The following is a 25,183-nucleotide window of genomic DNA, read 5'->3' on the forward strand; positions in this document are numbered from 1 at the left end:
GGTTTTGTGGTATTTGCATTTTGGTGTAAAAAAGATCAGCTTTGTACTTTCACATATAAATAGGCCTCAAAAGAGCGGACAGTATCTGTCCGTTTTTTTGTTATGGTGCCATATTTAGGAGTACCAATCCTAAAAATCTAGTTTAGAAATGAGATACGAAAAGCCTGTCACAATGTGATGGGCTTTTTGTGTAAATTATTTTTGCATTAGAGTTGTTACAATACAGTTGCTTCTTATATACTTAACTCTACAATAATGAAAAAACTACTTTTCTTCATGCTATTTGCTATGTTAACAAGTATGGCTATGGGACAATCAGATATTGAGCCAATAGAGACTTTTGAAAAAGGGTTATTTAAGAAAAAGTATTACAAGAAATGTGGTGTAGAAATGAACCAGCAGCAGTTGGTTATGCATTTTAAGGATAATCCAGAAATGAAAGCTTACTACAAGCCTATGGCATTGAATTTTCTGGCGAGCCAACTTCTAGGAATTACTGCTGGGGCTTTAATTGCCATACCAGTGGCTCAAGGGTTGGACAGTGATGGGGATCCTAATTGGAACCTTGCTTATATTGGAGCGGGCTGTGCTTTATTAGCCATACCGTTTAATAAATGGTTTGACAAAAATGCGCAAAAAGCAATTCAGTATTACAACACAGGTTATGGAAAAGATTCAGGTTATATTTTCAAACTCAATATCGGAACAAATGGAATAGGAGTAGCTTTGAAATTTTAGGATAGTACAATGTTTATCTTCTTTTAATAAATAAATATTAGAGTTAATGTACTATTAGCTCTTAATTATATAAAGCCTGTCGCTATGCGATGGGCTTTTTGCTTTATTAACGGAATTGGTAAGTAAAGAAATGGTGGGGTTGTGTAAATTATATATGATTGAAACGTAGTTTTTCGATCGCATGGATACCAATATACTTGACTCCTAGAGAGAGATTTAAAGCCTGCCATTTTGTGGCAGGCTTTATTGTATCAAAAAAAAATTGTAATTATAGTAGACGCTTAGGCATCAGGCTTTTTTGACCCTAAAGTCTGATCCTGATCTATTTCGTATAAAGCCAGATGGTTGTACTATCTGGCTTTTGTGTTGTTAACATGTTGCCTTTCTGTGTAATGTGTAGAATCATTAAATTAATAGGTACTTCTAATGTAAAATTGGGCGTATGTCGATAATATCATAATATGCTGAGAAACCTGCTGCCTTGTAACAGGAATTCTAAAAGTGATATGATAATTTTAGAATGTTTGTGCACCCCCACTCAACGCCATGTTTGAGTGGGGCTTTTTTGTGCCCACTATGACCTCATAAATACTTCCTATAATTTTATGGGAAACATAGAGCGTTATGGTAATGAACGGCAAACAACTATCAATTTTCAGCAATCAGGAGGCGCAAAGCAGGCAGGTCCGCAAGGAGCGGCTAATGTTGCAGTGTGAGCGCTGGCTGGCCAAGTATATCGAGATGGAGTACGGATGCCAGTTTGAGAACAGGTACCAGGATCTGGTTTTGCTTGATGGGGATCTGGAGGAAGGGGAGGAAGAATGCCAGGTGGTGGAGGTGGAAGTGGTAAGCTCGTGCAGTGTGCGGGCTGTCCATATCATTCCGGCACTAAAACACGAATTTGAGTTCAAGCTGCTGACCTATGTGCAGGCGCAAAAACTGGCGGGAAAGTCTGCCCGTTCGGCAGTGGTGGAGTTCCTGGAACTTTACGATATCTGCTGCCTGAACGAGTACAAGACTGCCCGGGGCTATAAGCTCTGGCAGCGGAGCGAGCAGCGCAAAATGACTAAGGAAATTCAAATCAGACGTGAACTGGCAAGATGAATCTAGGTAGAGCAAAATCGGATAACTGGGGCAGCTTCAAGGATATTGTGGTCGTAAAGGCAGACAATGTCAGCTCCATTGACTATGAGGGTGCGCATAAGGCCACCGCTATCAGCATTGTTTCGGAAGAGGGGATCTATTACCTCTATGATGTTTTGGGGGGTAGGTACCGTGAGCCGATGAAGACGGATAAGCAAGGTGACTACTTTGAGCTGGAGTTGCAGTTTGGTATTGCCAAGGATCGGGAGGAGGTGCGGGAGCTGGCACTGCAGCTAAAGGATGAGCGGGTGGTGTGTGTGGTCACGAACCAGCTGGGGGAAAAGAAACTGATCGGAACGAAGGAGACACCGCTGCGGATGTCTTTTGGTTTTGATCTGGGTAGCCAGGTAACGCAAGGCAACTCGCATGCTTTTACGGCTGGAGAGCGGAGCCTGGACAGGAGCCGGATCTTTGAGGGAAGCATTGCAGAGCCGGCAACGCCTACACTGGTGGTGTACCGGGACAACCCGGAGCAATTGCTGGTTCAGAAAACCGGTGAGCCTGCGGAGTGGATCCACTTTGAGGAGTATTCTCATCTGATTGTGGATGATCCGGCCACCGTGACGGCCATTAACTTTTGTGATGCGGGGGTGTATGGTACTTTGGACTTGACGAAGCAGAACTGGAGTACCCTTTCGTATGTCTGTCTGAAAAATGGACGGGACTTGGATTTGCAATTGCCGGACTATGTGGTGCAACAGGCTGGCTTTACCCTTGATATGACCAATGCCATCCTGACAAAGGATAAGCTGCTTTCGGTTTTGCAGCAGCTGGATCTGCGGGGAGAGGATCTGACCTTTACGGGGCGTACATTTAAGATTGGGGTTATTATTCCGGACTCTACAGACAGCAGCGATACACAGGAAGGTTTTCCATTGGTACCGGGTCAGGAGCCTGACCAGGCATGTATTGACCTGATGACCAAATTGGGTGGGCCAAACTTTGATGGCAACGGTGAGGGCTGGACCATCACGACGGCCACTTACCTGTTGGGTATAGTCTATATGAAGGGTGGCATGTATGATATGCGGAACTGCTTTTCCCAGAATTCAGGGGAAGGGCTGATCATCACCAAAGGGCAGTACAATTCCTACCAGTTCAATATTACGAACAGGAGCAATTGGGTAGGTCTGGACGGTACAAGGCTGGAGTTTTACCATACGGAGCCTGCTGCCATTGTCAGGCTTAATATGCGCAAGCTTAGGATGACAGTTGCGCCACAGTTTACGCAGGTGGTTTTCGACAGTGCCATGCGGGTAATACTCAGGGACACTGACCTTAGCATACTGGACATGATTACACAGATTGAGCAGGGTGACGTGACAACAGGGACTGTGGTGCTGGACTTTATGGCGCTTTCACAGGGGATTGACGACAATGTCACGGAAGCAACGGAGCAGTTCTATGATGATACCGGCATTGAGATCATGCACCCCAAGTTTGAGGAGGTTTTCACGGACAATGGAGGGAATGACTGGGTGAATGGGGGTTCGATCTGGCAGAGCATCCATGAGGCCATCACGGATATCGTTTCCTGCTTTATTCCAAACGGGAATGCAAACCAAGGCTCAAACAGTTGGCAGGAAGCCGCCGACAAGTACAAGGGGCAAGACACTTGCACCCTGGACATGAGGGATGAGATCAACAACCTGGTAGAGCCTTTCAGGTGGGCACGCTATGTTTATTGTGATGCCAGCCCGACCAACAAGATGTACCATTATACCCGCAAGCTCACGGATATAACTGTGTTCAGGGGAAATGATGCGATAACGCAGGGCATCACCCCAGAGCCGCTGGTGGTGCCAAAATTTGGCACGCTGGACTTTATGAGGGCATCGATCAGGGGATACAAGCCACCCAACAACCAAATGACCATTGACTTTGGGAATGTGGACCATGTGGAGGCGCTGTGGCTGATGCCTTTCTCCATGATCAGTGATGCTGCTGCCAGGGTGAACATCATCAACCTGAAGTCCCTGAAATACTTTGAGCCTTGGGCACAGATGTACTTCAGCCCGTTCTGGAATGATGCAGGCTTTGACAAGTCCTCGCTGGTGGAGTTCAGGCGTGGCGCATATGGAAACTCGATTATCGACTCAGGGTATCAGGGGTTGGTGTTTGATAATTTCCCGAACCTTGAAGTGCTGCACCTCAACAGGTATCAGGAATACTATTTCAGGGCCTCCAACCTGCCAAGCCTCAGGGAGCTGGTCACCCCTAAGAGAATGGACCAGAACGGTTTTAACGGGTTGCAGGGAAATACGGACTTCATTGTGGATATGGCCTCGATCAACAAGGATAACCTGGAGGTGTTCAATGCTTCCGGAAACATGCCCACCAGTATTGACCTGTCAGGCAATACCTCACTGAAAGAGTTGGGACTGGATTTGTGTGACACCGAAACGGTGCTCTACAATACCGATTCACTGGAGCGGCTTATCCTGAACCAGGACGATAGGCGGATGTTTGGCAGCCTGCCGGTGCAGCTGAACAGTGTTGTGCCGAACCTGATCAACTTCCCGTCCCCTTCAATGAATTACATCGCTTTGACTTCCTATGAGCAGGATAATTCAACGACGGTATATGCTGACTCTGTTGGTTACTGGGAGGACCTGCTGAACATGGCCTTTTCAGCCAATGCAGACAAGAACACGGTAAAGGATGTTGTCTTGAGTGTTGGGTCTGGGGGGTACTTTATTAGCGATGGGGCCGCTTTTGTCAACAATGTGAAGGTTGCCAGTGAAAGGGATTGGATTTCTGCAACTGTGCATGGGGTTGACATGACATCAGTAAGCCCTAACCAGTATTCAAATACGCTCTACATAAGAGGGGATGTGTTCTATGTGGATAACTACCCGCAGTCTCCAAGGTACAAGAAGTACAGCATGAGCGATCTGAGTTTTATCTCCAATGCTTCCAATACGAATATGTCCAACAGGTAACAAGAAAGCCTCCCATCCCGGAAGGCTTTTTTGTTTAGTTCAAATCGTAGTGTTCGTATTCTTTCTCTCCAGATATCTTCTTGAGGTACTTGCCGACCAGGTAGGTGTCGAGTGCCTCGGTGTAGTGCGGCTCGTGTACCTGCGGGCGTGTCTTCCAGTTCTTTTCCCCAGACTTATCCTTGTTGAATCCTTTCTTTCCCAGTTTTGCCCCGCAGCTTTCCATACTGATATTCAGGTCCTCGCAGTTGACCCGGTTGGAACGATAGGCGGGCAGCCTTTCATCGCGTTCACTGAACATATGGGCATAAAGGTAATAGACCGCATCGTGATGGGGTGCCTTGCCGATATAGTGCATACGGACTTTCCAGCCCAGTTTCTCCAGCTCTGACTGGTACTCATCGGCAAAGCTGATCTCCCGGCTGGCGTCTTCGGCTACAAAGGTGTGGTCATACCAGAAGTCGATCTGGTTGTTACTTATCTGATGGGGCTTGTAGTAGGCATGGAATTTCTTGACCAGGTCCGAGATCTTTTTAGGATACTCCACGTGCATGGCGTTGATGGGGCCATCGCATTCCACTCCATCCACCTTTCTTGGCTGGCAGATGGACATGGTACTGATGGCGATGTTGGCATCGCAACTTATCTGGAGGGGCTTTCCTTTCTGCAGGTCAGAGTCCCAGCGGCAATCCTTCTTGACATCGAAAATGGTTTTGCCTTGCAGGTCCAGGTTCATGATAAAGCTATCCTTTTCCGCTACGTAATAATGGCGTTCCTCATCGAGCAAACCGTAAAAGCCACCGGCCTTTTTGTGGATAATCTCATTGAGCACCGAGATCATATAGTCTAATGGGGATAGTAGCTTCTTGAGGTTTTGGATGGCATCAATGCCCAATACATGCACGTTGTCCAGTGTGCTGGCTGTGGAGAAATAGACGGTCTTTCTTCGCAGCTCATTGAGTTCTGCAGAGTACTGCTTGATCAGTGCCTTGACCTGCTGCTCCTTTCGGTTGGAAAGGTGCTCTGTCTCCAGCTGGTACTCGAGCTGGGAAACCCTGATGGCAATTTGCAGGATCAGTTCGCAGCGCTGCTCGTCGTATTGTTCCTCATAGTTCTCGAGCCATTTCTGTTCTGCTCCCCGTGGGCGGTCGGAGGTGAACAGTACGGAATGGTGTTGGCTCAGGTGTCCGAAGTGCATGTCATTGCCTCGGTTGGCGGGTAGGATCTCCCGGACCAGCTGGTGCTTGAAGAAACGGGCCTCGTCAAACCAGAAGTAATCCGAGTCCATACCGTTGTTGAGTGTCTTGGTGGAGAGGATCTGGGTGTTGGCGCCGTTCCACCAGAAGATGGTATTCTTGCTGGACTTGATGGGGCGGATGGACTTGGGAATCCGGAATTTCTTGTCCGGAAACCGGTTAACCCAGAAGTGTATCCCTTCTATCAGGCCAAAACTCTCCAGTTCCCGGATAATGTTGGGCAGCAGCTTGGTGAGCAGGTTGGTATAGGTATAACCTACAATGGCACCACCGGAGCGTGGCATCAAATCTGCCCGGCTCTTGAGCCAGTTGGTGCCTCTAGTCGTCTTGCCCGTACCTCTTCCCCAGATATCCACCTCGATCTGTGCGTCGATAAGCGTGGCTTTCAGCTGGGGGACATTGTGATGGATTGGCTTGCAGCCTTGCGGATAATTCATACTCCAGTATTCCGTTTTGAATCAAAAAGTGCAATTGCTCATGGATGGCCATATCATGGCTTACCTTGACGTTGGGCTTGATGGTCCCGAGTTCCTCTTCCATCAGGTTGAGAGAGGTGGTAAGGTCAAACTTGCAGGGCAGTGGGGTGACCTTGCGGCGCTGTTTTACCCGTTGCCTGCAAACTGATATGGGGCAGCTGATCCTGACGATAAACCTGTCGTGTGTCTGCATGGCCCACTTGGCGTACTTCCATGCCTTTCCGCTGCCGGTTGTCTCCAGGATAATCCGGTCGTGCTGCTGGATCAGGTTGCTGAACGTCTCCTGTGCCTTTTGTTCCCGTGAGATGGGGGTGGCATGCATAAAGCGCCACCGGCACTCATCAATGGAGATAAAGGTGTAGTTGGGCAGGATCTTGGTCAGGGTCTCGGCAAGGGTGGTCTTGCCGCTGCCCATATTGCCGGCAATCACGATAAAGTGTTTACTCCTCTGGCTTGATTTCTTCATAGTCGGTGTCTTCAATGTCTGCATCGAGTTTAGGTACCCTTTTCAGTTCCTTGAGCTGTCGCATCAGTTCCTGGTCATCGGGCAACTTCTTGCCCAGCAGTGCAGGGTCAAATACCAGCAGCGGTTTAGGGGGCTGCAATTGCTCCGGGTCCACGGTTTCCTTGTCGCCCATAAACTTCTCGATCAGTTTGGTGAGGTTGGCATCACAGGTGGCCATGGTTTTCAGGTCCTCATCCACGACCGCCATGTCACGGGTCTGCTTGATGTTTTCCATCAGGATGGATACATGGTAGTTGCGGTCCATCTTGACCATGGAACCGAAGATTTCCTGTGCGTCCTGGTAATCCCTGAAGGCGGAGGTACGGCTGTAACTCTTGGCCAGCTTCTTCAGCTTTACAACCCTCTGCAGTATTGGCAGAACCTTACTCATGCTGAAATGCTTGCGGATCAGGTCATCGGCAAATATGATCCTTTCCAGTTTTAGCTTGGCTGCGTCTGGGAGCTGTTCCTCTGGAATCTTGCCAGTCAGGAAGGCAAGAATGGCATCCTTGTCGGTTCCTTTATAGACTATCTTCGGCATCGGCTAATGCTTTTTCTAGTGCATCTCTTTCAGTGATATGTTGCTGGAGTTTTTCCTCCAGTTCCTTTTGGCGGTCGCTGTCGGTTTCGGCTTTCTCCAGCTTCTTGTTGGTGCGTGAGATATAGGTGCGCACATTGGAGAGCCGCTTCTGCAGCTGTGCCCGGTCAATCTTTTCGGTGTCGATTTCGATCCTTTCCGGTTGCCTTGCTGGGTCTGGTAGTTTTTCATGTTCCCGGTAGTGGTCGAGCTGATCCCAGCAGGCGTATATCTTTTCCCAAAGGCCCATCAGTTCTGTGATTGCTTCATTGAGCTGCTCACCTTTGGGGACTAGGTCCAACCTCATTTTGTTGGCTGAAACAATGGCAAACAGTTCGTTTTTCTGCTGCTCGAGCTGTCGGACCTCTTCCGGGGCATTCGGGAACTTGCTCTTTGAAAATTCCTTGGTGGACTTTTCGACCTGCTTGGCTACCTCTGCTTTTTCGGACAGCTTTTGCAGTTCCTGCTGCAGCTTCTTGGTGTTGAAGCTGGTTTCGTTTTGGAGCAGGTCCTTGAGGAAGTGGGAGGTGGAGTGCTCCCTGAAGATTTGGTATGCTCTTTCATAGTTCCAGTGCTTGAGTACTTCGTGTATTGCGTTCATGTGCTTGTTGGTTTGATGAAAAAAGGCCCCACCATGGTGGAGCCGATTTCCAAAAAGTTGGCTTCAGAAAAAATTTCTTAGGCTGCTCCACCGTCGGATTGCAGCGGTGTTGGCTGACCAGCACCATAGAATCGGATAAAGTTATCGTAGCTTGTTGCCTCGAAAGTCCATCCGTTGCCACCGTTACCGACAGTTCCCATATCATAAGTGCCTACTACCTTAGCCCCATTATTTTTGGCGCCAATTTGGATAAACTTGCCGTTTTGTGTTTCGAAAATCACAATAAAGCGGTCGTTCTTTACCCTTCTGGCCATAGCAGCCGCAGCCTCATCATCACCTGGGTGGAAGAAAGTGAGCTTTGGCTGGACCATCTCTGCATCCACATCACCGGCTGCTTCTGCTGTAAAGTTGGACTTTTCGACTGTGGTGTACATCTGGATCCATCCTTTAGCGGCCTTGAATACATGGGGATCGGCGATTGTTACGGCATCCCCATCAAAGCTGGCTGGATCGACCACATCACTGATGGTATCGAAGTAATCCATTGGCGCAAGCCATACGGTTTGCTTGATGCCGGGTGCGTTGTCACGGCCACGGGGCGAGTTCAAGTCTACATAGTCAGTGCTTGCCATCGTTTAGCTTAGATTAAAGTGTTAGAGTTTCGTTACGAAGGCGATCTTGGCGGCAACCAGACTGGCTACCAGCTTTGGTTGTTCCTTCAGGTCCTGTTCTGTCAGGAGCTTGCCTGCTTCCTTCAGGTCTTTGACCTTCTTGTCGTCTTTTTTCTTTGCGAGCATTTCGGTCGTCATCAGCCAAGTGCCTTTATCCAGCAGCTTGTTGCCAGACTCGTCCATGATGTCACGGGAAAGTACCGTGATCGGGATTGGGCACTTGTACTTTTGGCCAGTTACCAGAATGACGGGGGCTTTGACTTCCCTGGACTGCTTAACCTCCTCGTTTTCGGCCTGCAGCTCAGCGATTGTTTCATTCTGTTGCTTTAAGTATTCCGCCACCTCTTCGGGTGACAAGTCTTTTAGTTCTTCTGGGGTCATTGGAATTGATATTTTAGGGGAACACCCTTAATCAGGGTGTTCCGGGTTGATTACAAAGTATCTTGATCGTTGGTGAAGACGATTTCAGGAATTAGGAAACCGATACTCATCCACCAGTCGGAGTAGATCTGCACGCCACGAGGGTTTTCACCCTTGGTGACTTGAGGGGAATTGAAGTTACCCTTGTTACGCATGATCTTTTTGAGGTTCCATTTCAGGGTACAGAACCATTTCTCTGAACCTATCATGGAAGGAACTCCTACGATAGTAATGTTCGTGTCTACTACTTCCAATCTGGATTCACCTCCTACTACGACACCTGTCATGTATTTGGCACGGTAGCCACGGGCGTAGCGTTTAGCCAGATCCTTGGACATTACCAACTCCATTGGCTTGTCACGGTACTCTTGTGGAATGGCATCTACGAATGCCTCGATCTGGTCCACAAAAGCAACCGGATCGGTGGCAGCAGCACCCGTGGCAATTGGGGTGATATCACCTGCTGTAATGCCGTCGTTGATCTGCTTTCTGAGGCCATCGATATTTGCACCAGCCGCTGATGGCGTACCTGCGTTAATTGCTGTTTTGACGCCACCAAATACTTCCTTGAGTTCCCAATCCTCTTGGATCTTAGGCATAATATGCTTTTCAAGCATCCAGCGTACGAGTGGCCACTGTGTACGTTCAGCCGGCTCCAGTCCTGTCAGGAATTCCGCCCAAGTGTTTTTCAGGTCGTCCGGGAATACCTCTACGTCAATCTTGAAGTTGCCCAGCTTGATTGGGCGAGGCTTGAAGGTCAGCGCTCCTTTTGGCGTCCATCCCTTCTGAAATCCCTGCAAAATTTCGGTGAACTCAGACTCTGCAGCCTGGTACTCGTTTTCTTCGATGGTGATGGAGCTTGCCACCATATCGGTTTCAGACTTCACCCTTACCAGTTCGTAAAGGCGGTCTCTTTTGTCCTTGCCGTCGTAGTAGGTCCCGTATTGGGCTACCAGATCGGTCGTAGTGATATCTGCCATATCTGTTTGTCAGTTAGAAGTGATTACCCGTTGAATTTTTTGAACCATTGAAAGTCGGAGCCTTGCTGCTCTTCCTGTTGGCCTGCAGGTTCTTTGTCCTGGTCGGCGATTGGTTCGGTCTGCTGGTTGAGTGCCAACTGAGCGGAGTACTTTTCTGCCAATGCCTGCTGCTGTGTCGCTTTCGCTTCTGCGTCAGCTGCTTTTTGGTTGGCTTGCTCAAGTTGCTGCTCAAGGTTGGTTACCTTGGCCTGCAGGTCTGTGACCTGCTTGGTTTGATCAGCGGTTTGTTGCTCTTCAGAAGCCATGGATAGCCTGAAGGTTTCGACGCCTTGCTGCGTCAGTTCCTCGTTTACTTCCTGCAATGCCTCTGCAGTGATTTCGCTTTGGTCGAGCTTCGGCAGCTCTGAATATTTTGGAAACTTGTTTTTTCCGAAGATGCTCATGGTTTGTTGCGTTTGTTGTGATTCCTGGCGTTTGGCCGCAAGTGCAGCAGCTCTCTCGAGTGCGTAGTTGAGATCGCCAATGCCGTCCACAAGTCCGACCGCCATTCCTGATTTATCTCCAAAATCGGCATAGTACACTTTACCGGTTAGGACATCCTCAAAATCGAGGTTGAGCCTGTTGCCCCGGAAGGTCTTGATATCGTTGTGGAAGTTGGTATTCAATGGATCAAGGGATTGCTCGATCATTGGTTTGTAGTCTCCCTCGAGGGCAGCCCTGAAGGTGCCGTTCTTATCGGTGGACTTGGTGGCGTAGATTTCATGCCACTTGCCGCCTTGTTTCTCGAGTACACCTCGGAAGTCGGCAAAGGCTGCCATGGTGCCGATGCTGCCCACCATATCCATCTTGCTGGAGGTGATAATCTCATCCGTAGCAGCTGCGATATAGTAGGCGGCTGATGCTGCGATATTGTCTACCCATGCAATGACTGGTTTCTGGGTATTTCGAATGGTTTGGATTAGCTCCAGTGTGCCGATGGCTGTACCGCCTCCGCTGTCTAGCTCTATGACAATTGCATCCACTTTGGGGTTTTCGTCAGCGTCTCGGATCCATTGGGACATCTGCTTGGTGCCTGCAGGACCGCACCACTGCCCGTATTTGGTAACCGGTCCCCTCAAGTCCATGCTGGCAATATTGAAGGTGCGACTGCCGGTTGACGCATTGTCAATGGTTGCCATTTGGGGGGTAGCTTCCTGCTGGTTCTTAAGTGCTTCTTCTGCTGAGATTAGTTGCTTACCGTTGAGCAATGCCATAAGCTGCGGGATTTGGGCCTGCGCATAACTTGGCGTGATCCATAACGGTGAGCTGATGATTTCATTTATAAGGTTGTGACTCATAATCCTTCAATTTTGGAATGAAGGAGGTTAAAAGGATTGGATTTGGTTAGGACGGATTTTGTGGAAAAAGCAAAACCCAACACACAAGATTTAATATTGCATGTTGGGTTTTAAAGTATAAAGCATTAAATGAAGTCTCCTATCAAGACAAAACCAACTCAGGGTTTGTACATCATTTCATATTTGAAGCCATCATCTTCCACAAGGGTGAATCCACATTTGATAGCCAAGTTGTATGAAGCTTCAGGATTGTCAAGCCCTTGACTTATGGTTATTCGTTGGTGGTCTTTCTTAAATACTTTCATTATGTCAGGAAGAATAATGTCTTTGATGGGATCCGATAGCAACCCTTTTCCTCTTAGCTCTGGCACTGTCAGCCAATGGAGGTTGTAATTATAGTATTGAATAATGCCTATGAATTCCCTGGATGATTTTACCAAGTAGAAGAATTGTTCTGGTAATTTTAATTGGTACACATCTTTAGTAACTCTTTTAAGTTGGTGTCTTCCCTGGTTACACTCTTCAATTAATTCGATTAGTTCTTCGTCGCTCATGGTGTAAAATTTTAGCTCAATCAGATATCATAAATCTAAAATGGGGTGCAATTGCACACTGATGATAGGGCAGGCCGCTCCTCTTTCCCCGAAAAAAACGCTTTCATTTTTTTCTCACCGCCTAAAATCGGGGTTCTTGATAGTGTTAGGACAGATTCGGGGTTGTACTGCTTGAAATATGGTACGTTAAAAACGGTCTTTTTCAAAAAAAGGAACCCGAAAGTGTAGAATAAGAGTTAGATTAGAGTTGAAATCATCCCAATTTTAGCTATTTGGAGGGATAAACACTTACCCCCAAGCCTGTCCTCACCAGACAGGCTTTTTTTGTGCACTTTCCACTCATGGAACAATTCATCAAACTATCGGAGGTGCTGACGGAAATGGAAAAGAAGGACCATAATGGCATCCCTGTTACATTCAATATTGAGGTATTTACCTACAACCGTACACACAAGAAAGATTGTAGGCGCATGCAATTGCAGGGGTACATCTGGGCAAAGGTGGCCAAAGTGGATCCAGCTGTCAAAACACAGGCAGGTACAACAAAGCGCAAACGGCTACCCCGCACCCTGACATTGGTACACCCCGAAACTGGTGATTTGCGAACTATCCACGCTGTGCTGATCCACAGGTTCAACGGCAAAATGATGCGATACTAATGAGCAGGCAAGAGCAAACATTTTTACATATCTCCAAAAAGACCAATGCGGCCTATGTTGGAGAGATCAAGCAGGGAGTCACCGGGGAGCAGCCCGCAACACCACTGGCCAAAGACGAAGGAGGTGGCAAGGTGGCCAAGTGGTTTGATCCTGGTAACGACTACCCCGACAAGATTATCAAGGATATCAATGCGGTACCAACACTGTCAGCTACGCTTTATTGGAAAGCCAATGCCCTGATCAGTGGAGGTCTGGTATATGGGGAGGTCAACTATGATGATGACGGCAACGAAACCCTGAAGCCTCAAAGGATACCTGAAATTGAAGCATTCCTTCAAACTTCCAACTACCGCCGTTTCCTCCGGAAGATGTCCACCGAGTTTTATAAGTTCTGGAACGTCTTCCCGACACTGATCTTTGATGAAAACCTTTCGAAAGTGGCAGGTTTCAAGTGCAATGAGTCAGCTTGGTGCCGTTGGGGGTTGCAGGACAAAAACGATGGCGTTATCAAGGATTGCTATATCAATACCAATTGGCAGGAAAACAACGAGGATTCCCCATCCACCATCCATATGCCGGTCATCAATCCGTATTTTGGCTCCATCGACAGCGTCAAGAATCGAAACGACGGCAACCAGTTTATCTATCCCGTCAGTGGCGAGTCTTCCGGACAGGCATACTACGAACTGGCACCATGGGACTCCATTCGCCAGTCCAAATGGCTGGACGTGGTCAAGATGATCCCGGAGTTCAAGTACCAGCTGATGAAAAACCAGATGACGATCCGCTATGTGATCAAGATGCCCGACTGGTGGATGGAATGGAAGTACAAAGGCGAATGGGAGAACTTCGAGCCAGAGAAAAGACGTACGCTGGTGGAGGCTGAATACGACAAGTTTGACACCTTCCTCTCTGGAGTGGAAAACAGTGGTAAGTCGATTGCCTTTATGATGAAAACCACAAGTGATGGTAAACTCTACGAAGGCTGGACCATTGAGGAGGTGCCCAATTCCATGAAGTTTGACGCAGCCTACAATGAGGATTCGGAGATTGGTACCAGCTATATCTTCAATGCCTTGGGGGTTCATGCCTCACTGGTCGCAACAAGCCCAGGTAAGTCCAGCATGAACAGCAAAGGCTCGGAGATCCGTAACCTTTTCAACATGCACATTGCCAACTGCAAGCCCGAACAGGATATCCTGCTTGAGCCATTCCACTTTATCCGGGATTTCAACGGGTGGAATCCCAATATCCAGTTCTGGTTCAGAAACTATTTCCTTACCACACTGGACCAGACAAGTACCAAAGACCGAAACTTTAACGCTGGAGAACAGGCATGAAAACTTTTATCAAGACAAAGGAAGAACTCTGGGAAAAGATTGATGTGGATAAGGCAATCGCTATTATCAAGATCACGCCGGATTTGCATTATGTGGAGCATCAACATATCAAGCCTTATCTCTCCAGTAGCTTTTACAACAACCTGCTGACTAAGTACCAGGATGACACTGCCTCTACAGATGAGTTGGAGTTGATCGAGCTGCTACAGACAGCGTCAGCCAACTTGGGTATGTGGAAATTTATCAGCAAGTCTACAGCCAGCAAGGGCAATACGGGTATTAGGGTAACCCATACTGATTCTGAGAAAAGTGCCTATCAGTGGCAGCTCAAAGAGATGAAAAACGGTTACCGGGATACAGGCTTTTACTATGTAGACCTGCTGCTAAAGCATCTGGAAGATAACAAGCTGTTATTTCCGGATTGGACAGCTTCAGAAGCTTATGCGGCTTTCCATTCCCATTTTATCAGCAGCACTACCGATTTTGATAAGATTGTCTATATCAATGAATCCCGCAGGCTTTTCACCCGCATGAAGCCCACCATGGAGGAGATCGAGCTGTTCAAGGTCAAGCCACTGCTGGGTGACGCACTCTTTGATGAGATACTGGAGCAGAAAAAAGAGAATACACTAACCGACCAGAACAAAAGCCTGCTCGATAAGATCCAACGTGCAGTGGCTTACCTGACAGTAGCGAACAGCATATTCAAACTCTCTCTCCAGCTCAGTGAGGAAGGTGTATTAGCTTTATCGTTCGATGCTTTAGAGAAAGCCAAATTAGCTGATTTCAATATGCTTGAAAAGCTCCAGAATGAGTACGAGGAAAAAGGGGAAGGTTATATACAAAAGATTGTGGATGAGGTAAAGGAAATCAATGGGGAAACGGATTCTGGGACGTATGAGTTTAATAATAGTGGGAAAAGAGTGGTGAAGTTTTAAAAAAAAGCCCTTCAGTAATGAGGGGCTTTGTTGTTATAATTCTCCAATATCCAATTTCCATTCAATGAAAATAGGCTCTGGATTAGTCATTCTTTCAGTTTTTATTGTCAACACTTGATTTAAACAGCACTCCAGCTAACAAACCCATTTCTAAAGCTTGCCAGAAGTTGATTTCTTTAAATCCAAAGAGTTCAGGCATTAGGTCATTCCATAAGAATAAAATTGGAAGAGATACGATTAAAGCTGCTACTACAATTGAAGTGATAAGCGCAAAAGCTGATAGTACAGTGTCTTTCATCTTGATTTAATTAAGGTAGTGTAGTGTTTAATTTCCTAAACCAAAGTACTATTCATGCTCAGAAGTAGATAGGACATATTCAGTTGATAATTATGTCCTAAGTTGGGATAGACTACTCGTGTATTTTCAATCAAAAAAAGAACTATGCACGGTTTTAAGCATGACAACGGCACCTTCTACAGCCTACCAAAAAACTATAACGAACTCACCCGCAAGCAGCTGCTTAACATTATCCGGATCCGCTTTACCAGCTATCCCGATGACTGGAAAAAATACCTGATTATCCGCCAGCTGATCCCAATCTTTCACCTCTACTGTTTCCGCTGGCCATTCTTCAAGTTTACCAATGTCGATCTGGTAGACTGGCAACGCTTTTTTAGCTATCCATTCCTTTACGAAAAGCCCATTCTTACCAGGGCAATTCTTGACAAGTTTCGCATTGGAGGCAAAACCTACTACGGACCATCCGACAACTGCGCCAACCTCACCTTTGTGGAGTTTATCAAGTGCGAAACATTCCTGGAGCATTACCGCCAAACCTCAGAGGAGCATTGGCTCCATAGCATTATAGCTGTCCTATACCGGCACAAGAAAAATATCCTTATTCGTGTAATGGAAAAGGCCATGGTATTCGGCTTTGAGCCAAGCGATGATATCCGACAGAAGTACAATGATGCACTGCTGGCTAAAAGGGCAAAGCAGTTTACCAAGTTGGCTCCTGAAGTCAAGGAAGCCGTCCTGATCTTCTATGAGAGTTGCCGCCATAATATCATCACCCATCCGGGTTTCAACTTGGTATTCAAAAAGAATACTGGAGGCGAAGGCAAGTCCAACAAGGATTACGGTTGGGCGCATGTGCTCAAGTCAAGAGCCGAAAAGGCAGACAACTTTGAGCGTTGGGAACAGCTCCGTCTCACAACGGTACTCTTTGATTTGAATGAGGATATCCGCCAGCAAAACGAAAGGGAAGCAAAGCTTAACAACAAATGATTACAAAGAAGGATTTCAGCGACTACATGCTTGATGTAGCCACAAGGCTCAAGGATATCGGACATACACCAAAGACGCCACGTTTTGCCCGGAATACAGATGAACTGAAAAATCTGGCGAATGGGGATATGGATGCCTCAAACCTGATTTTGTTTTTGGATGCCTACAATGTCCAGTTCAATCACAACAATGACGATTACAATGTCTCCAACAAGACACTGACTTTTTACCTGCTAAAAGGGTGTGAAAAGAATGACTTTGACCAGGAAGAGCAAATCTATGCTGATTGTGAAATTGTGCTGATGAAAATCTTTTCCAAGATGCAGCAGGAGAAATGGGAAGGCGGTAATCTGATGCGCTTTTTTGACCTCAATAATACCACTTACAGTCCTGTTGGACCAGAGGTACACAATGCTTTCGGGTTAGAAGTCCAGATGCGTTTCACCAATGGGGTCAACGCTGATTTAGTATATGATGAAGCCGACTGGCTATAACTTTTTTAGATATGGAAGTAATCAATGAAGTGCCTCATCTTTTTGAGGAAGCTCGCAACATGGGATTTGTCGTCTATCTGCTAACTGTGATGGTGGCGGTGCTTGGCTATGGTCTTTGGACCGTGATCAACAAGTACTCCAATGCCACTATCTCCATGACCAAGGTGATGCAGGAGCAAATAGAAACAAGCAAGATGCTTCGGGAAACAATCAAGGAAAGCTCACAGGATGCCCGTGCAAGGGAAGAAAAGATCATGACAGGTCTCAACGAAATCAAGACTAATCAAGCAATCATTATTAATCAATTATCATGAATCCATTACTCTGGGTAATAGATTTTGTTCGGCGCAATCCGGCAAAAGTAATATTTGCACTACTGCTGCTAATGAGCTGGCTCTGGTGGAAACAATTGCAGCGAAACAGCAACCTAAAAGAAGGTTACGAGCAAATGACCGTACTGGCCAACGATGCCCGTGGCGACTTGCAACACTACAAAAACAAGCTGGACTATCAGGTATCACTGGCAGAAACACTGGAGCTGGACTACAAGACGCTCAGGAATGCCAAGGAAAACCAGCGCCTCCAGTTTTTGCACAAGTTCAATGAACTAAAAAAAAAGCTCCGCCGGATGGAAAGCGCTGCGGAGTTGGATGCCCAGCTGGACCAGTTCTTTGCGGCACCCATTACCGACACGGTCAAGATCCTGCTTATGGATACAGTCTTTATGCCGGTACAGAAAAAAATCGCCCTCTATCATGACGATTATACACGGTTTGCCGCCATAATCAACGACTCTACAGGAATGGTCGAGGTAGACTACACCGCCCAGGTACCCATCGATCTGGTGATCTACTGGGACCGCAAATGGTTCCTGGGCAAAAAGCACTTTCAGACAGAGGTGATTTCCGAGAATCCCAACATCGTATTCAAGGATATCAACACCATCATCAAAAAACGTAGATAAATCAAAATACCATTATGGCTAACAAGCGAAGACTCTTAGTAATCCACTGTTCAGATACCCCAATGGGCAGAGAGGTAACCAAGGAAGATATTATCGAGTGGCATATCAAGGGCAATGGCTGGAGCAAGCCCGGCTACTCAGACCTGATCAAGTTGGACGGTTCAATCGACAACCTGCAGCCATTCGACCAGGACGACAAGTGGGAACCATGGGAAATGACCAACGGAGCCAAGGGTTTCAACGGCGTGGCCCAACACGTCTGCTATGCAGGCGGAGCCGACAGAGGAATGAAACCACGTGATACCCGAACAGAAGCTCAGAAAAAGACATTGGCAGCGTATGTCAGGATTGCCATTGCCAGACAACCTGATATCCAGATTGCAGGACATAACCAGCTATCCACCAAGGCTTGTCCAAGCTTCGATGTACCGCAATGGTTGCGATCTATCGGTATCGAGGATAAGAATATTTACAGCGACAAGAGCTAATCAGTAGCATAGTGTAGTTCATAATTGAAAGAGTCCGCTTTTTGGCGGGCTTTTTTTGTCCATAGCTGTCCCAATTCATCCCATTACCTTAATGACATGAAAGAGGAACTATCCCGAATTGTAGCCAGCTGGCTGCGAGACAATGAGAAACTTTTCAAGGCAAAGCTCAAGCGGCTAAAAGTCGGTAAGTCTGGAGAGCTGGAGCGATCCATCCGCAGTGATGTACAGCAGAAAGGCGATGTGATAGAAGGTGCACACCACTTCAAGCTGCACGGCCGCTTCCGTGATATGGGTGTCGGTCGTGGTAGTACTATTGCTGGACGCAGGCAATCCAAGATTGCAGGCAGCCGGGGCGGTAGTATCTCCAGCAGATCATCCGGAGGGAGCAGAAAACCCGCCAAATGGTACAGTACCGTCTTCTATGGTCGCCTAAATACGCTCAAGTCTTGGGTGTCCCTCAACGTATGTGAAAACGCCAACAAGGCAATCATTTCAGCTTTCAAGAAATATGGCAGTACAAAGTAATGATATAGCCAAAACCACCATTCAGGTGGATGGCAAGCAAGGTATCAACCAGTTAGGGCTGTTTGAGGCAGAAGCGGCCAAGGCTGCCAAGCAGATGCAGGTATTGGAAAGGGCTACCAAGGAGTACACCAAGACTTCTGACAAAATGAAGTCGCTGGAGGCAGCCGGGAAAAAGCAGTCAAAGGCATATGAAAATGCCGCCAAGAAACTCAAGGAACTGGAAGGTGCACAGCAAGATTACCTCAAGGCAACCGACAAGTACAAGGATGCAGAGCGGAAGGTAAAAGGCTTGCGTGAACAGCTGGGACTTGCCGGACTTACCATGCGCCAGCTCAAGAACAGGCAAAGGGAACTCAATCGGGAAATGGAGAATACCACCCGAGGTACCAAACGCTACAAGGAACTGAATACAGAAATGGACAAGGTGAAGGCTGAAATGGCCAGTACCAACAACACCACCAAGAAATCCACCAATATCTTCAGCTCCTTTGGAGGTGAGCTAATGCAACTTGGCGGTAAGGGAGGTGCAATTGCTGCAGTTGCTGCAGGCCTTTTGTATTTGGGGAATCAAATCCTTTCAGTTGAGAAAAAGTTCACTGGCCTGATGCGAACCACCAAGCGGGTAACGGGCGAGACTGGAGAAGTGTTGCAAGATACAACTGCCCGTATCCAATCGCTTTCTGATGTCTATGGCGAGGAGTATAACGAAATCCTGAAAGCCACTCAGTCGGTCGCAACTGCCTACAAGATCGATTTTAGGGAAGCACTTGATCTGGTGGAAAAAGGTTTCCTGAATGGCGCCAATGCCAGTGGGGACTATGTCTCGCAGCTGAAGGAGTACGCTGTGCAGGCCAAGAATGCCCGTATCTCTGCAGAGGATTTTGTAAAGGTATTGGTACAGCAGGAAGGAGCAGCGCTATTTGATGACAAGCTGATTGACACCATCAAGGAGCTTGGCCTAAGACTGAACGAGTTTACACCTACAGTAGAAAAAGCGCTAAAACCACTTGGGAAAGAATTTTCCAATGAGGTTAAGCAGTCCATTGAGTCAGGAGAAGACGTAGTGGATATCTTCCAGAAGATTTTCGTGCAGTCCAAGCGTTCCGGACTATCCGTGCAAGAATTGCAGACAATTATTGCAGACTTGGGTGGTGGTGCACTGGAAGATGTCGGTGGTTTGGAAGTGGCTTACGAGAATTTGAATGAAGCTATTGGCCGTAACCTGGATAAGTTGGATGAACTGGGTGAAAAACAGAAAGAGGAACTGGAGATACAGCAGGACCTTAATAAGGAGTTAGCCAGGCTGTCAACAAACTTTAGTGGTTTTGGGGATTTCCTGAAGAATACTTTCTCAGTAATTCTTAGTACAACGGTTGGGCTTTTCAATGACTGGTTGGAGAGTATGCAGTCTGTAGATACAGTGATGGCTAGGAATAAGGACACAATCAAAAGTTTGAATTATGATGAAGTCATAGATGGGATTAGTACAACAACTGATGAGTTAGTTAAGCTAAGGAAAGAACAAGAGAGGATGCAGGAAATATATGATAATACAAGCACCTCTTCCAACTATTATAATACAGCCAGTGCAAACCTGTTAGAGGCTCTAAATCAGGTCGAGATCTATGAGCAGAAGTTAAAGGATCTGGAAGAAAGAAAAGCCGAATTGAAAAAGCAAAGTGATCAGGAATGGTCAGATGCACGGGACCGTCAAATTGAGGAGGAAAAAAGGAAGAAAGGAAAGGGAAAAGGCAATGACGACGACAAAAAGAAAGAAAAGCCGGTAGATGAGTTCGGTCCAATACTCGATGCCTGGAGAGCACTCCGCCGTGAAGTGGGTGAAATAGAACAGGAGCTGGAGGCTAGTCAGTTGACAACCGATGAACAGGCCATTGCAGGAGTGCAAGCACGTTTTGATGCACTCAAGGCCAAGACTCTGGAGTTTTATAATTCACAGTTGATTGACCAAAAGGAATTCAATGCAGAACGTGAACGGATTGATCTAGCAGCAGAGGAGGCCATCAAACAAAAGAAGGAAGAGGTAGGTGCTGACTTTGTTTCCCGTGGTGAGGCGCTGGCTACGGAACAGGATATGGAGTTGGAGCAAATCGCTTCCCATTACGATAAACTGATTGCAGAAGCCCAGCGGTTGGAACTTGCTGAAACGACCATCGCAGATTTAAGAAGGCAAAAGTTGCAAGCGATCAATGCTGCAGAGACTAGGGACTATCAGAAAAAGGCAGAAGCGGTACAGGCAACCATGGAAGGACTTGCCGGCTTTTCTGGTGCATTGATCCAAGTGCTTGCAGTCAACGAAGAGAAAAATGCAGAATTTATCAAGGCACTCACCTTATTCCAGATTGGTGCGGATACCGCTGCAGCCATTTCATCATTGATGGCTGCTTCAGAAGGGAACCCACTTAACCTGCTGACTGGTGGAAGTGCCGGTATTGCTCAGTTTGCAGCAGGGATTATTCGGATTACCACCAACGTAGCCAAAGCCAGGCAGGTACTTTCCAAGGAAAAGAAACCTAAAGCCCCCACTTTTTCTGGTGAATCAAAGACTGGCGTAACGGAAGGCACCAGCTACTTTTTTGGTGGTGCAACAGGCAAGGGCAATATCGGGACAGGTGATAGGTATGGCGCTTTTGCCGGTTATGTCCATCAGGATGAGTACGTGATACCAGCCTCCGTTCGCCGTGATCCGGTGGTGGCAGACTTTGAAAGCATCATCGAAAGCAAGCGTACCGGTCAGAGCACTAGCTCACAGCTCGACCAGCTGGCCAGCAAGCTCAACAGTCCGCAGGTGATCACACAGGAAAACGCTGCCACACTGGAGGTGCTGACTGCCATTGCGGCCACCCTGAAGGACAATGCCGAACGCCCAACCATGATCCAGTGGGGTTACCGGGATACTACCTATGTGAGGGAAGAAATTGACGACCAAATAGCCATTGAAGACCTAGCCAAAATATGACACCGATCAACGTACCTGCGGGACTGGTACCCGCCAAAAACAGGATTGTGGTAGACTGGCTCGATGATGCCATCGGGCTGACCAACAAGGTGCACTTCTACGAGGTGGACAATAACGATGTGGATGTAAACTTCTTGCTCTACAAGGAGATCGAGAACTTTCTGGCTTATGGCCGCTTCGATGCCCGTGAGTTTGTCGAGTCAGTACTGCGCTGCAGCGATGTAAACCTGACCGATACGGAGCCGCAGTTCTTGCCCGAACACCTGAAGTACTTTAAGGTGATTGCCGAAAACCCTGACCAGATCAGCGGACCGGAGGATATCTGCGAGTTTTCAGCCTTTTACGCCAAGCGGTATCTCTCTCCAGTTAACCAGGCTTTTGGCAATACGCTGTTTGTGGCGGCAGATACCAAGTACATCCGCAAAAGTGCCCACTACTTTGTAACCGTAGTGGCTACCGAGGGGCAAACTGTAGGGTATGAGGTGTTCTTTGATGATGGTACCAGCCAAACCTTTACCAAGGCGATGCCGGCACCGGGTACAAAAGACAATACCAAAAGCTGGGCATATCTGCTGCCGGTTGGTTTTCCGCAAGTAAGCTATGACAACCTGCAGCCGGGCAAGACCATCACCCAGATAGAGGTACTGTCCGGAGGTACCAAAGCCACCCTGATCGTGGATAGCTCCAGCAAACGCTACGAACATGAGCTGCTGTACTGGGCAGACAGCGGCAACCTTGAGACGCTGGTGGCCACAGGTGTCAAGCGCCGGCAAATCAAAACCAAAAGGACGGAATACAACCGACCGGCTTACAAGTATTCCAGTAATTACCTGGACAGTACGCTTATTTCTGGACGGGTTCAACTGGATTACGAGTACCGTGTCCGGACGGGATATTTCCGCAGCCGTGAGGAGTACGAGGCTGCCCTCCAGATTTTATCTGCAGAGAAGGTATTTGCCAAGCTGGAAGACCAGTATGTGGAGGTGATGGTCACCGACAAGAGCCTTGCAGAAGTGGAGGAAGACGAAACACTCTACAGTTTTGAGTTCAACTACAAATTCACGGAAAGATGATTAGCCTGCTTGTCAACAATATTGAGCTGCCGCTGGACAGTAGTGCCCAGATCCCGTTCAATATCGATTCGGATTATTTTAACCTGGAGTACATTCCCGGCTCGCACACCTACACCTTCAATGTGCCATTCAGCAAGGAGGCTCGCAAGGCATTTGGCTATGAGGACCAGTTTGTCCAGGATGACAACATCTTCACCCAAAGCTTTGATGCCGAGATCCGCTACCATGGCATCTCGCTGATGTCCGGAAAACTGAAGGTGCAGCGGATCAGCAGCAGCGGGTTCAGTGTATTTGTGCTGGCCAACACCTCCATTCTGGCCGACATCAAGGATACCCCTATGCCGGAGCTGTTCAAGATCAAGGTAATCGGTTACCTGACGGCTGGAGGTCCGCTGACGCAGGCGGGTTATACGCCGGTGTGGGACTTGTTTACCTCGGATGATTTCCAGCAGATCAACACCCGGACAGAGGAGAAATCAGACGTAAACAGCGTTCAGTATTTCTACGCTTCAGCCACCTACATACTGGAGCAACTCTTTGAGAGTATCGGCTATACGGTCAGTTACGATTTGCGCTATGACAAGGAGCAATACCAGAACGTGATGTTTGTCTGCGACGAGGACCATATCCCGCTGTATGAGGATACGGCCTACGATATCGCTCCGCCGGGCATGACAGCTGGCCAGTTCCTCAATATCTGGAGCCGCTCGTGGGGTGCATTCCCTTATATCGACACCCTCAACAAGGAAGTGGTGATGCTGGATTTGTACACCATGATCGGCAGGAGTTACGGAGCAGTGGGCTACGGGGAACAGGAGCTGGCAGCAGATGCCGAATACGTTCCGGAGCCGGCACACCTGGACAACATCACCTTCAACCACGAGACAGTGCAGGAAGGTGAGCAGCCCAGCATGGACAATGCCGTATCCACCATCAATGATCTGCCAGGAGCTAACTTTGCCAATGAAGCCATCTACTATGTGGAGGCCAACGCAGCATGGTATGTATCCAATGGCCAGTTCTGGGAGCCGTTTGAGGGATTTAACCTTTACCCTAAAGTGGTGAAGTTCCGGGATGGTGATCAGGTCAAGGAAGTCAAGACTGGAGTTGAGCCTATCTACATGACCAAGCGGGCCATCTTCCAGACTTATGACGAGTGGAACTATATAGCAGCCAACGAAAGCGGTTATCTCACAATCAAGTTTTACCTGTTGGATGAGGATCCGCTCACCCAGTATGCAGTTGGTCGGGAGATTGAGTATTTCTATGATGATGGCGAAACGAAGGTGAGAAAGCGTGGCCTGATCTTGGAGCTGGAGCGTTCCGTTGTCGGTGATGTTCACCTGCTGCATATCGAGACCAATATCGTTTTCAACTGGGCAGAGAAAGGACGTGTTGCCGGTGGTTATGAATCTTACTTTGCCAGCAACTTCCGGGCTTTCCCGGAGGTGACTGGAGACAAGAAAAAATACTACGGGCACTACAACCACTCCACATGGGCGGAATACGAACCGATTGACGACTATCAGGGCTACAGTTACAACTATGTGACGGCAACCAACTACCAGCTGTCCAACCCGCAGAAACGGATCTACAACCGCAACGGTAATGCGATCCAGTTTTCCCTGGTATGGCATGGCCCTGAAGGTTTGTACGAACGGTTTCACAAGCGGCCAACGGAGTTCCATAGCAACGCAAGGGTACACAAGCGAAAGCCAATCATGAGCCTTGCGGATATTATGAATTACAAGCCTTACAAGCTGCAGCGGATCAACAATATGGGCTACTACCCAAAGCGGCTGCGGTTTACGCTAAAGCATACAGGTATTGAAAATGTGGAGATGGAGGCGAGAGTGGCTACAAGGCAGGACTAAGTACAGACCATATAGGCAATACCGATAATGACAAGCTGATGCAGTAGCTGGTCAGTACCAAATATCCACCAATGATAGGTGTTCTCTGGGCTCTTAACTGTAGGACACCAAACATTCATTCTACCTTTCAGCACATCAATCAGAAAATGGGTTGAGAGTTCGATAATAGCAGCCAACAACGCTTTCTCTATGTTGTGTAGGATGAAAATGACATTGAAAAATAGGGCAGCATGAATCGTAGCATGAATAAATATAGGGAATAAGGGCTTTCCTGTTTGTTTCGCTTTAAGCATCCATGGGGTACTTAAATGAGTGAAGTCTGCAGCCCAGTGACATATATTGAGCATTACAAGGGTAGCTATCATA

26 protein-coding genes are annotated in these 25,183 nt (G+C 47.6%); 15 read left to right on the forward strand and 11 right to left on the reverse strand.

What is annotated here, in order from left to right:
- The first annotated feature begins 255 nt into the window (after positions 1-255).
- From V6R21_RS06220 to V6R21_RS06230, 3 genes are all read left to right on the forward strand, one after another.
- On the forward strand, positions 256-738 hold the full coding sequence (locus V6R21_RS06220; protein WP_334241815.1) for a hypothetical protein: 483 nt from the start codon (positions 256-258) through the stop codon (positions 736-738).
- A 630-nt stretch (positions 739-1,368) separates the two neighbouring features.
- The gene (locus V6R21_RS06225) at positions 1,369-1,842 is read left to right on the forward strand and encodes a hypothetical protein (RefSeq protein ID WP_334241817.1); all 474 of its coding nucleotides are present in this window, start codon (positions 1,369-1,371) and stop codon (positions 1,840-1,842) included.
- On the forward strand, positions 1,839-4,823 hold the full coding sequence (locus V6R21_RS06230) for a hypothetical protein (RefSeq protein ID WP_334241820.1): 2,985 nt from the start codon (positions 1,839-1,841) through the stop codon (positions 4,821-4,823). The genes V6R21_RS06225 and V6R21_RS06230 overlap by 4 nt, the downstream gene beginning before the upstream one ends.
- A 34-nt stretch (positions 4,824-4,857) precedes the next feature.
- Here the strand turns inward: V6R21_RS06230 and V6R21_RS06235 are convergent, their stop codons facing one another.
- From V6R21_RS06235 to V6R21_RS06275, 9 genes are all read right to left on the reverse strand, one after another.
- Positions 4,858-6,513: a hypothetical protein gene (locus V6R21_RS06235; protein WP_334241821.1), complete on the reverse strand. Its 1,656-nt coding sequence runs from the start codon at positions 6,511-6,513 to the stop codon at positions 4,858-4,860.
- Positions 6,395-7,018, reverse strand: a complete 624-nt coding sequence (locus V6R21_RS06240) for an AAA family ATPase (protein ID WP_334241824.1) — start codon at positions 7,016-7,018, stop codon at positions 6,395-6,397. Before V6R21_RS06240 ends, V6R21_RS06235 begins: the two co-directional genes overlap by 119 nt.
- Positions 6,993-7,598 carry a hypothetical protein gene (locus V6R21_RS06245; RefSeq protein ID WP_334241826.1) on the reverse strand — a complete coding sequence of 202 codons (606 nt, stop codon included), beginning with the start codon at positions 7,596-7,598 and terminating at the stop codon, positions 6,993-6,995. The genes V6R21_RS06240 and V6R21_RS06245 overlap by 26 nt, the downstream gene beginning before the upstream one ends.
- Entirely contained in the window at positions 7,579-8,235 is a 657-nt protein-coding gene (locus V6R21_RS06250; protein ID WP_334241828.1) for a hypothetical protein, read from the reverse strand. Before V6R21_RS06250 ends, V6R21_RS06245 begins: the two co-directional genes overlap by 20 nt.
- 77 nt (positions 8,236-8,312) lie before the next feature.
- Entirely contained in the window at positions 8,313-8,867 is a 555-nt protein-coding gene (locus V6R21_RS06255; protein ID WP_334241830.1) for a hypothetical protein, read from the reverse strand.
- Positions 8,868-8,888: 21 nt separating this feature from the next.
- On the reverse strand, positions 8,889-9,287 hold the full coding sequence (locus V6R21_RS06260) for a hypothetical protein (protein ID WP_334241831.1): 399 nt from the start codon (positions 9,285-9,287) through the stop codon (positions 8,889-8,891).
- Positions 9,288-9,337: 50 nt separating this feature from the next.
- Positions 9,338-10,306: a hypothetical protein gene (locus V6R21_RS06265; RefSeq protein ID WP_334241832.1), complete on the reverse strand. Its 969-nt coding sequence runs from the start codon at positions 10,304-10,306 to the stop codon at positions 9,338-9,340.
- 23 nt (positions 10,307-10,329) lie between these two features.
- The gene (locus tag V6R21_RS06270) at positions 10,330-11,643 is read right to left on the reverse strand and encodes a S49 family peptidase (RefSeq protein ID WP_334241834.1); all 1,314 of its coding nucleotides are present in this window, start codon (positions 11,641-11,643) and stop codon (positions 10,330-10,332) included.
- A 158-nt stretch (positions 11,644-11,801) separates the two neighbouring features.
- Complete coding sequence (locus V6R21_RS06275; protein ID WP_334241836.1) at positions 11,802-12,197, reverse strand: hypothetical protein; 396 nt, start codon at positions 12,195-12,197, stop codon at positions 11,802-11,804.
- 341 nt (positions 12,198-12,538) lie between these two features.
- On the opposite strand from V6R21_RS06275, the gene V6R21_RS06280 reads away from it, so the two are divergent.
- Genes V6R21_RS06280 through V6R21_RS06290 form a run of 3 tightly spaced genes read left to right on the forward strand, consistent with a single transcriptional unit; the run spans position 12,539 to position 15,134 of the window.
- Complete coding sequence (locus V6R21_RS06280; RefSeq protein WP_334241837.1) at positions 12,539-12,856, forward strand: hypothetical protein; 318 nt, start codon at positions 12,539-12,541, stop codon at positions 12,854-12,856.
- Complete coding sequence (locus V6R21_RS06285; RefSeq protein ID WP_334241839.1) at positions 12,856-14,196, forward strand: hypothetical protein; 1,341 nt, start codon at positions 12,856-12,858, stop codon at positions 14,194-14,196. The genes V6R21_RS06280 and V6R21_RS06285 overlap by 1 nt, the downstream gene beginning before the upstream one ends.
- The gene (locus V6R21_RS06290) at positions 14,193-15,134 is read left to right on the forward strand and encodes a DUF6712 family protein (RefSeq protein WP_334241841.1); all 942 of its coding nucleotides are present in this window, start codon (positions 14,193-14,195) and stop codon (positions 15,132-15,134) included. The genes V6R21_RS06285 and V6R21_RS06290 overlap by 4 nt, the downstream gene beginning before the upstream one ends.
- Positions 15,135-15,228: 94 nt before the next feature.
- Here V6R21_RS06290 and V6R21_RS06295 read toward each other — a convergent pair whose 3' ends face one another.
- Positions 15,229-15,432, reverse strand: a complete 204-nt coding sequence (locus V6R21_RS06295; RefSeq protein ID WP_334241843.1) for a hypothetical protein — start codon at positions 15,430-15,432, stop codon at positions 15,229-15,231.
- A gap of 144 nt (positions 15,433-15,576) precedes the next feature.
- Here V6R21_RS06295 and V6R21_RS06300 point away from each other — a divergent pair, with 144 nt between their 5' ends.
- The 9 genes from V6R21_RS06300 to V6R21_RS06340 all read left to right on the forward strand — a co-directional run bounded on the left by V6R21_RS06300 (position 15,577) and on the right by V6R21_RS06340 (position 24,817).
- Positions 15,577-16,422: a hypothetical protein gene (locus V6R21_RS06300; RefSeq protein WP_334241845.1), complete on the forward strand. Its 846-nt coding sequence runs from the start codon at positions 15,577-15,579 to the stop codon at positions 16,420-16,422.
- Complete coding sequence (locus V6R21_RS06305; protein ID WP_334241847.1) at positions 16,419-16,916, forward strand: hypothetical protein; 498 nt, start codon at positions 16,419-16,421, stop codon at positions 16,914-16,916. Before V6R21_RS06300 ends, V6R21_RS06305 begins: the two co-directional genes overlap by 4 nt.
- A gap of 11 nt (positions 16,917-16,927) precedes the next feature.
- On the forward strand, positions 16,928-17,230 hold the full coding sequence (locus tag V6R21_RS06310) for a hypothetical protein (protein ID WP_334241849.1): 303 nt from the start codon (positions 16,928-16,930) through the stop codon (positions 17,228-17,230).
- Positions 17,227-17,880: a DUF6549 family protein gene (locus V6R21_RS06315; protein WP_334241851.1), complete on the forward strand. Its 654-nt coding sequence runs from the start codon at positions 17,227-17,229 to the stop codon at positions 17,878-17,880. Before V6R21_RS06310 ends, V6R21_RS06315 begins: the two co-directional genes overlap by 4 nt.
- Before the next feature lie 14 nt (positions 17,881-17,894).
- Positions 17,895-18,368, forward strand: a complete 474-nt coding sequence (locus tag V6R21_RS06320) for a peptidoglycan recognition protein family protein (protein ID WP_334241852.1) — start codon at positions 17,895-17,897, stop codon at positions 18,366-18,368.
- Between the two features lie 96 nt (positions 18,369-18,464).
- Positions 18,465-18,893, forward strand: a complete 429-nt coding sequence (locus V6R21_RS06325; RefSeq protein ID WP_334241854.1) for a hypothetical protein — start codon at positions 18,465-18,467, stop codon at positions 18,891-18,893.
- On the forward strand, positions 18,877-21,870 hold the full coding sequence (locus V6R21_RS06330) for a phage tail tape measure protein (protein ID WP_334241856.1): 2,994 nt from the start codon (positions 18,877-18,879) through the stop codon (positions 21,868-21,870). The genes V6R21_RS06325 and V6R21_RS06330 overlap by 17 nt, the downstream gene beginning before the upstream one ends.
- Positions 21,867-22,943 carry a hypothetical protein gene (locus tag V6R21_RS06335; protein WP_334241857.1) on the forward strand — a complete coding sequence of 359 codons (1,077 nt, stop codon included), beginning with the start codon at positions 21,867-21,869 and terminating at the stop codon, positions 22,941-22,943. The genes V6R21_RS06330 and V6R21_RS06335 overlap by 4 nt, the downstream gene beginning before the upstream one ends.
- A complete protein-coding gene (locus V6R21_RS06340) occupies positions 22,940-24,817 on the forward strand; it encodes a hypothetical protein (RefSeq protein ID WP_334241858.1) in 1,878 nt (625 codons plus the stop codon). Before V6R21_RS06335 ends, V6R21_RS06340 begins: the two co-directional genes overlap by 4 nt.
- Here the strand turns inward: V6R21_RS06340 and V6R21_RS06345 are convergent.
- Positions 24,814-25,182 carry a DUF3307 domain-containing protein gene (locus tag V6R21_RS06345; RefSeq protein WP_334241860.1) on the reverse strand — a complete coding sequence of 123 codons (369 nt, stop codon included), beginning with the start codon at positions 25,180-25,182 and terminating at the stop codon, positions 24,814-24,816. The two genes, V6R21_RS06340 and V6R21_RS06345, sit on opposite strands and share 4 nt — an antisense overlap.
- Position 25,183 lies beyond the last annotated feature (1 nt).

The organism is Limibacter armeniacum (assembly GCF_036880985.1).
In the GTDB taxonomy this organism is placed as follows: domain Bacteria; phylum Bacteroidota; class Bacteroidia; order Cytophagales; family Flammeovirgaceae; genus Limibacter; species Limibacter armeniacum.

Coding starts and splice junctions, on each gene's coding strand:
- V6R21_RS06220 (WP_334241815.1), top strand. CDS start 256: ATGAAAAAACTACTTTTCTTCATGCTATTTGCTATGTTAACAAGTATG.
- V6R21_RS06225 (WP_334241817.1), top strand. CDS start 1,369: ATGAACGGCAAACAACTATCAATTTTCAGCAATCAGGAGGCGCAAAGC.
- V6R21_RS06230 (WP_334241820.1), top strand. CDS start 1,839: ATGAATCTAGGTAGAGCAAAATCGGATAACTGGGGCAGCTTCAAGGAT.
- V6R21_RS06235 (WP_334241821.1), bottom strand. CDS start 6,513: ATGAATTATCCGCAAGGCTGCAAGCCAATCCATCACAATGTCCCCCAG.
- V6R21_RS06240 (WP_334241824.1), bottom strand. CDS start 7,018: ATGAAGAAATCAAGCCAGAGGAGTAAACACTTTATCGTGATTGCCGGC.
- V6R21_RS06245 (WP_334241826.1), bottom strand. CDS start 7,598: ATGCCGAAGATAGTCTATAAAGGAACCGACAAGGATGCCATTCTTGCC.
- V6R21_RS06250 (WP_334241828.1), bottom strand. CDS start 8,235: ATGAACGCAATACACGAAGTACTCAAGCACTGGAACTATGAAAGAGCA.
- V6R21_RS06255 (WP_334241830.1), bottom strand. CDS start 8,867: ATGGCAAGCACTGACTATGTAGACTTGAACTCGCCCCGTGGCCGTGAC.
- V6R21_RS06260 (WP_334241831.1), bottom strand. CDS start 9,287: ATGACCCCAGAAGAACTAAAAGACTTGTCACCCGAAGAGGTGGCGGAA.
- V6R21_RS06265 (WP_334241832.1), bottom strand. CDS start 10,306: ATGGCAGATATCACTACGACCGATCTGGTAGCCCAATACGGGACCTAC.
- V6R21_RS06270 (WP_334241834.1), bottom strand. CDS start 11,643: ATGAGTCACAACCTTATAAATGAAATCATCAGCTCACCGTTATGGATC.
- V6R21_RS06275 (WP_334241836.1), bottom strand. CDS start 12,197: ATGAGCGACGAAGAACTAATCGAATTAATTGAAGAGTGTAACCAGGGA.
- V6R21_RS06280 (WP_334241837.1), top strand. CDS start 12,539: ATGGAACAATTCATCAAACTATCGGAGGTGCTGACGGAAATGGAAAAG.
- V6R21_RS06285 (WP_334241839.1), top strand. CDS start 12,856: ATGAGCAGGCAAGAGCAAACATTTTTACATATCTCCAAAAAGACCAAT.
- V6R21_RS06290 (WP_334241841.1), top strand. CDS start 14,193: ATGAAAACTTTTATCAAGACAAAGGAAGAACTCTGGGAAAAGATTGAT.
- V6R21_RS06295 (WP_334241843.1), bottom strand. CDS start 15,432: ATGAAAGACACTGTACTATCAGCTTTTGCGCTTATCACTTCAATTGTA.
- V6R21_RS06300 (WP_334241845.1), top strand. CDS start 15,577: ATGCACGGTTTTAAGCATGACAACGGCACCTTCTACAGCCTACCAAAA.
- V6R21_RS06305 (WP_334241847.1), top strand. CDS start 16,419: ATGATTACAAAGAAGGATTTCAGCGACTACATGCTTGATGTAGCCACA.
- V6R21_RS06310 (WP_334241849.1), top strand. CDS start 16,928: ATGGAAGTAATCAATGAAGTGCCTCATCTTTTTGAGGAAGCTCGCAAC.
- V6R21_RS06315 (WP_334241851.1), top strand. CDS start 17,227: ATGAATCCATTACTCTGGGTAATAGATTTTGTTCGGCGCAATCCGGCA.
- V6R21_RS06320 (WP_334241852.1), top strand. CDS start 17,895: ATGGCTAACAAGCGAAGACTCTTAGTAATCCACTGTTCAGATACCCCA.
- V6R21_RS06325 (WP_334241854.1), top strand. CDS start 18,465: ATGAAAGAGGAACTATCCCGAATTGTAGCCAGCTGGCTGCGAGACAAT.
- V6R21_RS06330 (WP_334241856.1), top strand. CDS start 18,877: ATGGCAGTACAAAGTAATGATATAGCCAAAACCACCATTCAGGTGGAT.
- V6R21_RS06335 (WP_334241857.1), top strand. CDS start 21,867: ATGACACCGATCAACGTACCTGCGGGACTGGTACCCGCCAAAAACAGG.
- V6R21_RS06340 (WP_334241858.1), top strand. CDS start 22,940: ATGATTAGCCTGCTTGTCAACAATATTGAGCTGCCGCTGGACAGTAGT.
- V6R21_RS06345 (WP_334241860.1), bottom strand. CDS start 25,182: ATGATAGCTACCCTTGTAATGCTCAATATATGTCACTGGGCTGCAGAC.